The 8,513-nt window shown below is 69.0% G+C and carries 4 protein-coding genes; 3 read left to right on the forward strand and 1 reads right to left on the reverse strand.

Translation table 11 applies throughout. The features are described from left to right. Positions 1 to 240 precede the first annotated feature (240 nt). Positions 241 to 2,247 (reverse strand): acetoacetate--CoA ligase, encoded by a 2,007-nt coding sequence (locus tag VGP60_RS30110; protein ID WP_327551520.1) that lies wholly within the window; start codon positions 2,245 to 2,247, stop codon positions 241 to 243. 155 nt (positions 2,248 to 2,402) lie between these two features. On the opposite strand from VGP60_RS30110, the gene VGP60_RS30115 reads away from it, so the two are divergent. The 3 genes from VGP60_RS30115 to VGP60_RS30125 all read left to right on the forward strand — a co-directional run. Continuing rightward, the gene (locus tag VGP60_RS30115; protein WP_327551521.1) at positions 2,403 to 3,287 is read left to right on the forward strand and encodes a LysR family transcriptional regulator; all 885 of its coding nucleotides are present in this window, start codon (positions 2,403 to 2,405) and stop codon (positions 3,285 to 3,287) included. A gap of 331 nt (positions 3,288 to 3,618) precedes the next feature. Beyond that, positions 3,619 to 7,314, forward strand: a complete 3,696-nt coding sequence (locus VGP60_RS30120) for a hypothetical protein (protein WP_327551522.1) — start codon at positions 3,619 to 3,621, stop codon at positions 7,312 to 7,314. 9 nt (positions 7,315 to 7,323) lie between these two features. Next, positions 7,324 to 8,513, forward strand: a 1,190-nt coding sequence (locus VGP60_RS30125; RefSeq protein WP_327551523.1) for a hypothetical protein, incomplete at its 3' end; no start/stop codon positions are given.

The raw sequence follows: 8,513 nt of genomic DNA on the forward strand, positions 1-8,513 counted from the left end.
CGATGTATCGCCAGCAGGATCTGCCGTTCGAGGCGGCGCTGGAGCTGCTGCATCACAACCTCACGCTGGCGTTCTCCACCGAGGACATCCAGGAGGGCGTCAAGGCCTTCTTCGAGAAGCGCCAGCCCATCTGGAAGGGACGCTGAGCGAGCGCTAGGCGAAGCCTCGCCCAGGGGGCTCGTTTCGCTGCGGGTACTCGCCCAGGGGCTCGTACCCGCGGTCCCATAGGGACCCACGCTCCTAGCTGGGCGAGGCCGGTGGCCGCGGCGCCATGGCGGCGAAGACGTCGAGGGCCGCGGGGTTGGCCAGCGAGTCGCGGGACGCCGCCTGGTCGGCGGGGACGCCCATGAGGATCCGCTTGACCGGGACCTCGAGGACCTTGCCGCTGAGGGTGCGTGGGACCTCGGCGATCTGGCGGATGTCGTTGGGTACGTGGCGGGGGGAGCAGTCGGAGCGGATGCGGCGTTTGATCCGTGCGACGAGGTCGTCGGTGAGCTGTTCGCCGTGGCGCAGCACGACGAACAGCGGCATCCAGCCTTCGGGGTGGGTGGGCCGGTTCGGGATGTCGACGACGAGCGCGTCGACGATCGTGTCGTCGGCGAGGACGGCGCGGTAGATCTCGCTGGTGCCCATGCGGATGCCGCCGCGGTTGATGGTGGAGTCGCTGCGGCCGGAGATGATGGCCGTGCCGCGCTCGGTGATCTCGATCCAGTCGCCGTGGCGCCACACGCCGGGGTAGTGCTCGAAGTAGGACTCGCGCAGGCGCGTGCCGTCCTGGTCGCCCCAGAAGAAGATCGGCATCGACGGCATCGGCTCGGTGATGACCAGCTCGCCGACCTCGCCGACGAGCGGGCGGCCCTCGGGGTCCCACGCCTCGACCTTCGCGCCCAGCGCGCGGGCCTGGAGCTCGCCGAGGTGCACGGGCAGCGTGGGCACGCCGCCGACGAACGCGCTGACCACGTCGGTCCCGCCGCTGGTGGAGAACAGCCACGTGTCGGCGCCGACGTGGTCATAGACCCACTGGAAGCCCTCCGGCGCCAGCGGCGAGCCCGTCGAGCCGACGGCCGTCAACGCGCTCAGGTCGCGACCACCGCCGCACGGCTCAACCCCCGTTTTCATGCACGACGCGATGAACGAGGCGCTCGTCCCGAAGGTCGTCGTGCCGGACTGCGCCGCCAGATCCCAGAGGCGGTCGAGCGTCGGCGTGGCCGGGTTGCCGTCGTAGAGGACGATCGACGCCGGTGTCAGCAGCACCCCGACCAGGAAGTTCCACATCATCCAACCGGTCGTCGTGAACCAGAAGACCCGGTCGCCGGCCTGGGCGTCCAAGTGCAGGTTCATCAACTTCAGGTGCTCCAGCAGGACGCCACCCTGCCCGTGGACGATGGGCTTCGGGAGGCCCGTCGTGCCCGACGAGTAGAGCACCCACAACGGGTGGTCGAACGCGAGCTGGGCGAACCCTAGGGGTTGCTGCTGCTTGATCAGCTCGCGCCACGGGATCATGCCCGCCGGCGGGGCGCCCCCGGCGCCGAGGTAGTCCAGCAGCACGACGTGCTCCAGCGACGGGATCTCGTCGCGCAGGCCCGCGACGACCTCGCGGCGGTCGAAGTCCTTGCCGCCGTAGCGGTAGCCGTCGACGGCGATCAGGACCTTCGGCTCGATCTGCGCGAAGCGGTCGACCACCGAGCGCGCCCCGAAGTCCGGCGAGCACGACGACCACGTCGCGCCGATCGACGCGCATGCGAGGAACGCGGCGATCGCCTCGGGGATGTTGGGGATGTAGCCGACGACGCGGTCCCCGGCCTCGACGCCCAGGAACCGCAGGCCGGTCGCGATCCGGGCGGTCAGGTCGCGCAGCTCGCCCCACGTCATCCAGTCCAGCTCGCGCAGCTCCGAGGCGTGCTGCAGCGCGAGGGCCGCGTCCTGCTTCCCACGGAAGACGTGCTCGGCGTAGTTCAGGCGCGAGCCGGGGAACCACTCCGCGCCCGGCATCGCGCGCGAGCCGAGGACGCGTTCGTAGGGCGTCGCGGCCTGCACGTCGAAGAACTCCCAGACGGCCCCCCAGAAGCCCTCGATGTCATCCACCGACCAGCGCCACAGCGCGTCATAGGAGCCGGTGACCGGGACCCCCCGGCTGGACGCGACCCAGCGCGCGAACCCGGTGATCGACGCCCGCTCGACCCGCTCGTCGTCCGGGCACCACAGAACCTGCCCGCCGTCGCCGGCGCACGCCGCGGAGCCAGACATGAGACCACTCCTCTCGAGCCGTGAAGATCGACGCACGCCGGCGAGCCGCCGGAGGAGAGAGGTGAGCGGCCCGCCGATGTGGTCTGAGACCAGCATCGCCTTCCGCCGGCGAAAAGTCCAAGACATGGATGCTCTTGATTCAATACCACGACGGCATGGAGATTCGGCAGCTGCGCTACTTGGTGGCCCTGGCAGAGGAGCGCCACTTCACACGGGCGGCGGCGCGCGCGAGCGTCGCGCAGCCCGCTCTGTCCCGTCAGATCCGAAGCCTCGAGCTCGAGCTCGGCGTTCCGCTCGTCGACCGGACCTCGCGCAGGGTGGCGCTGACGCCCGCGGGCGAGCGGCTGGTGGAGCGCGCACGGCGCGTCCTCGCCGAGGTCGAGGCCGCGCGCGCCGACGCCCTCGACCTGCGCGAGCTGCTGCACGGCCGCGTCAGCTTCGGGGTCAGCACGACGCCCGGTCCGCTCGACGTCGCCTCCATGATCGCCGCCTTCCACCGTGCCCATCCGGGCGTCGATCTCGACGTGCGCGATGCACTCAGCCGGCACCTGGCCGAGTCGCTGCGCGGCGACGACCTCGACGCCGCGCTCCTGACCGCCGTCGAGCCCGAGCACCGGCGTCAGCTCGATCTGGAGCTGGCGGCGGAGGAGCCGCTCGTGCTGTGCGTCGGTGCGGGGCATCGGCTGATGGGCCGCAAGCGGATCGCGGTCGGCGACCTGCGCGGCGAGCGCTTCGCGGCCTTCCACGCCGGGGCGACGATCCGGACGCTCGTCGAGCGCGCCGCGGCCGAGGCCGGCTTCACCCCCGTCGTGGCGTTCGAGATCAGCGACGTGACCCGGATGCGGGCGCTGGTGGCCGAGGGCTTGGCGGTCGCCGTGCTCCCGCGCTCCCAGGCAAGCGGCGACGATCGGATCAGCGCGATCGCCTTCAAGGACCGGACCCTCGTCCACCAGATGTTCCTCGCGCGCCGCGCTGGCCGCGAGCTGTCGCCGGCGGCCAGGGCGTTCCTGGGGGTGTGCCGCGAGCGCCTCGGCGCCTGATTCGCCGGCACGATCCGCGAAGTTCGCGTTTGCGAAATGGGCACACGCAAACGGTAAGTGGGATCGCCCTCGAAATGATCTAATCCAGTGAGCATATGCAAATGCCGCACCGGATCTCGACTCGCCGGATCTCGCTCGTCCCGGACGTCGTGGCCCGATCCCTTCGGCCGTCGTGGTGGGCCGTCGTCGCCTACTCGTCGAACGGGGCTGACGGAAAAGTTCTGGAAACGCCCATTGACAATAGAAAACGCGGCTGATTATAGTCGGCCGGTGGGGCGCGCTGACGAGGCTCGCTCCGTGAACCGTGGGTCGTCCAGGGAACGGAGTGGGTATGCGGATCGTCGGCAGTGGTGGCGTGCGAGGGTTGTTGTCGTGGTTGGTGTCGTTCGGGGTCGCGTGTGCCCTGCTGACTTCGACATCCGCTGCCCAAGCCGCGCCTGCCACCCTCGCGTATGCCACGGCCGGAGCGTTCGCTGCATCAGGAAGCGACTTCAATGTTCCGACTCGGCTCGCCGTCGAGCCCACCAGCGGCAACATCCTCGTCGCAGACTCGGCGAACCATCGCATCCAGGTGTTCGCGCCGGACCCCGTGGCCACAGGAACGCTCCTGACGTCGATCGGCACCGCGCTGGGCGTTCCGTACGGCATCGCGATCGACCAGTCAAACGGCGACGTGTACGTGAGCGAGAGCGGCACGGACGAGATCGTCCGCTATCGGTCCGATGGCGCACCCACCCCGACGTACACGATCGATCCGTCTTTCGTCAGCCCCACCCAGGGAGCGGGCCTGGGGCAGATCGGCAGCTTCGCGAGCCCGATCGCTGTCGATCCGACGACGCACGATGTCCTCGTCGCCGATACAGCGAACAAGCGCGTCACCAGGTTCGACTCTTCCGGGACGTTCCTGGCGCCGTCCTTCGCCGGTGCCGACTCGGCCGGTGGGTCGTTCACATATCTCCTCGACCTGGCCGTTGGCCCGACCGGCACGATCTACGTCATCGACGGGACCGGGGACCCGACCGGGAACGGGGGTATCGGGCCGCAACCACAGTCCCGCATCGAGACCTTCGACTCCGCCGGCGTAGCGCAGGGCGCCCTGGGACCCGTCGACACGCCGCGGTCTGTGGCCGTAGAGCTGTCCACGGGGACGGTGCTCGTCGGAGGCCGGTCAACTGCCCAGCTCGGGGGCGGGCAATCCCCCCTGCTGTACGTCTTCGCCGGCAGTCCCACTCCGGTCTCGGCGATCGCGTACCCCGCGCAGTTCAACGACACCGAGGCGATGGGCCTCGCTGTCGCTGGAGCGCCGAGCCGGCGCCTGTACGGTCTGCTGGACAAGCAGTTCGGAACCCAGGGCACCTCCGGTGTCCAGGCATTCGACGTGACCGCCATCCCGGGGGTGTCGGTGGACGCGCCTACCGCGGTGACGTCCACGACGGCTCATCTGGTCGGGCGTGTCGATCCGGGTGGCCCTGCGACCGACGCTCATTTCGAGTACTCCGTGGTCGGCAGTGGCGACCCGCCCGGCGCCACACCTGACGAGCACCTCACGGGGTCCGGTGAGCAGCTCGTCGCCGCGGACGTCACCGGCCTCGAGCCGTTCACCGAGTATGACGTCCGACTCATCGCGAGCAATGCTTCCTACAACGCCAGCGACGCCCGCACGTTCACGACCGGTCCCGCCCCACCCCGCGTCGATGCCACCGGGGCGACGGAGATCGACGCGGGCGGCGCGGTCCTCAACGGCAGGATCAACCCGTTGGGCCTCCAGACGACGTACGTGTTCGAGTACGGCGAGACGACCGAGTACGGGAGGAAGCTGCCCGCCGGCGCTGCGGCGGTGGCCGGTAGCGGACGCGTGCCGCGATCGTTTGCGCGTGCGCTTCGCGGACTGCAACCGGGGACGACCTACCACTTCCGGCTGGTGGCGACCAACGCCCAAGGAACGTCGACGGGATCGGACGCGATGTTCACCACCGCCGTGTCGGATTCGGCGGCCCGGGGCTACGAGCAGGTGTCGCCGGCTGACAAGGCCGGGGCCAACATCGAGCTGATCATCGGCTTCCAGGCCAAGCCTGACGGGAACGGCTTCGTGTACAAGGCCGCGAACGTCGCCAGCGATGCCGAATCAGCCCCGAGGTACGCGAGGTACGCGAGCCTGCGGTCGGAGCGCGCCGGTTGGACATCGCGTGCGTTGGACGGCCCCTCGGCGAGCGCATATGGGACCCTCACGCTCCTGACCATGGCAGTGTCTGAGGATCTCTCTCATGCGCTGATCGTCAGCACTCGCGAGCTGACGGACGGAGGCATCGACGGCAACACCAACCTCTACCTCCGCGATCTGCGGTCGGGCTCGTACACCCTGATCGTCTCGATCGATGCGCCCGGGGCCTATAACTACTTCGCCAACCTCGGATCCGAGGGACGCTTCGTCGCCGGGGCGAAGGACTTCAGCTGGGTCGTCTTCAGCTCTGACATGTCGCTCATCCCTGGGGCGACCGGCGGCGGGGTGGACCAGCTCTACCGCTGGTCCGACGGCAAGCTGAGCCTCGTGTCCGTATTGCCCGACGGGTCGCCGTCCCACGGTACGGCGACCGCCAGGAACACTCCAAGGATCCCGGAGGTCCGTGCCGCATCCGACGACGGCAGCGAGATCCTGTTCAGCTTGTCGACGGCGGGCGCGGAGGACGGGGTCTACCTCCGGAAGGGGACAACCACGATCCCGTTGTCCGTCTCCCAGATCGGCGGCGCACCAACCACCCCGGAGCCGGGGTTTGGAACGGGGATCAGTCGCGATGGGCGCTACGCGGTGTTCTTCGTGGAGAGCAGCACACCGCTTACCGACGATGCGCCGCCAGTACGCCGCAACCTCTACCGCTACGACAGCCACACCGGCGAGCTCGAGTATCTCCTGGGTGCCGTGCTCCCGGGCAACATCCAAACGCAGACTGGGGTGCTGGCAGTCAGCGATGATGGCAGCCACGTGTACTTCGCTGATCCCGGAGGCGACGTTTACGTCTGGCACGACGGGGCCGCCGAGCTCGTCTCACATGTCCCGGAGGTCCTGGGCACCCTGTACGGGTTCGCGGCCAGCCCGAACGGTCGGTACTTCGTGTTCAAGGCATATACGCCTCTGACTTCGTACGACAACACCAACAACACGGCCGGCGCCTGCACGGGCGGCCGCGACGTTCTCTTCCCTGGTCAATGCGCCGAGGTGTACGTGTACGACGCCGACACTCACGCCCTCGCTTGTGCGTCGTGTCCGGCTGACGGCGCCCGCGCCACCGGCGACGCTCGTCTGCCAGACATTGAGATCAGCCTGAGCAACCGCTATCCGCGCACGGTCACCGATCGAGGCCAGGTGTTCTTCGATACGCCCGTGAAGCTGGTGGCGGGCGATGTGAACGGCACCGCTGACGTCTACGTCTACCAGAACGGAAGAGCCGATCTGATCAGTCCTGGCACGAAGCCTGCTGACGCTCGCTTCGCCGACGCCAGCGATGACGGCAGCAATGTCTTCTTCGTCACCGGGCAGAGCCTCGTGGGCCAGGATCAGGACGGGGGCGCTGCCGATGTATACGACGCCCGGATCGGCGGCGGGATCCCCGCACAGAATCCCGTGCCGCCGAAGGCACCGTGCGCGGGTTCGGAGTGCGCAGAGCCCACGCCGGGCCCGGCCGGCAGCTCCGAGCTCCCCAGCCACCGGCTCACGGGCACAGCGGGGGTCGCCAAGCCCGCTCCGAAGCCACGGGTCTCGATCGTCAAGTCCTCGTTCACACGGTCTGCGATTCGCGTCACGGTCCGCGTGACAGGCCGCGGACGGATCAGGGCTTCCGGCTCGCGCGTCGTGACCATGATGAGGAACGCCAGCGCCGTCGGGAGCTACACGCTCACGGTGCCGCTCAGCAAGAAGACGCGCTCGGCGATCCGTCGAAGGCAACGCGTCAAGGTCAGCGTCAAGGTCTCGTTCACACCTCCCTTCCGCGCTGCCGTCTCGACCAAGCTGTCCCGGACCCTCGGCAAGTAGGCGACTGAGATGATCACCAAGCACGTCATGCGCAGCATGCTCGCCGTCCTTGCGGCAGGGGCTTTGAGCCTCGCCCTGACCCCGACGGCCGGTGCCGACCTCGCGTTCACGAGCGTCGGGGCCTCGCTGACCGGCCCCGACGGGACGTTCTCCCGTCAAGCGGGAGAGCACTCGGACCTGACGATCCATGCCGAGTTCAGCCAGCCGGCAACCGAACCGGTCCGTGACTTCGACGTGGATCTGCCGGTCGGGCTGACCGGCAACCCCGTCGGACTGCGCACGTGCTCCCTCGCCGACCTCCAAGGGGCTGCAGGGGCCGGTGTGGACAGCTGTCCCGCCTCCACGCGGGTGGGCAGTGTGGTGGTCGAGATCTATGCTGGCGCGCCAATTTTCACCGGCGTCTACAACCTCGATCCCGGCTCGGACGCGCCCGCGAAGCTCGGCTTCAACTTCTTCAACACGCTTGGGATCATCACCGCCCGCGTGCGGCCGGGGGACTACGGGATCTCGTCAGGCAGCTTCGCGATCTCCCAGGCGCAAGTCATCAAGTCCGTCACCGTGACTCTTTGGGGCGTCCCCTCCGATCCCATCCACGACGCCGACCGGAACGGGCCGAGCCCTGTCCCGGGCGGGGCGTTCATGACGAACCCGACGTCTTGCACCGACAGCCCGGTCGCCTTCACCGCGCGCGGTGACTCCTGGTCGGCGCCGGGCCGCTACGCGACCGAAGTCCTCTCCGCCGATCCCGACGGGACGCCCTTCGTCTTCGATGGCTGCGAGCGCCTTCCCTTCGAGCCGTCGATCGACGTCCAGCCGCTTTCGCACACCGCTGACGCGCCCACCGGGCTCAACGTCGACCTGACCGTGCCGCAGAACGACGCGCCATACGGCTTGGCCAGCGCCCATGTCCGCAAGGCCGTGGTCACGCTGCCCAAGGGCATGTCGGTCTCCCCGTCGTCGGCCGCCGGCCTCGGGGCGTGCGCTCCGAGTGAGATCGGGTTGGGCACCAACAACGCGCCGACCTGTCCGGCCTCGTCGAGAATCGGCACGGTCCGGATCGATACGCCGTTGCTGGCCGATCCGCTCGAGGGCGACGTGATCCTCGCCAAGCAGGACGACAACCCGTTCCACTCGCTGCTGGCGCTCTACTTCGTGGTCAAGGGCCCGGGCTTCTACGTCAAGCTGCCCGGGCGCGTCGA

The sequence above is a fragment of the Amycolatopsis sp. genome (genome assembly GCF_036008905.1).
GTDB lineage: Bacteria > Actinomycetota > Actinomycetes > Mycobacteriales > Pseudonocardiaceae > Amycolatopsis.

Bases quoted from the DNA above. Each gene is read 5' to 3' on its own strand.
- VGP60_RS30110 (WP_327551520.1), bottom strand. From the start codon at position 2,247: ATGTCTGGCTCCGCGGCGTGCGCCGGCGACGGCGGGCAGGTTCTGTGG.
- VGP60_RS30115 (WP_327551521.1), top strand. From the start codon at position 2,403: ATGGAGATTCGGCAGCTGCGCTACTTGGTGGCCCTGGCAGAGGAGCGC.
- VGP60_RS30120 (WP_327551522.1), top strand. From the start codon at position 3,619: ATGCGGATCGTCGGCAGTGGTGGCGTGCGAGGGTTGTTGTCGTGGTTG.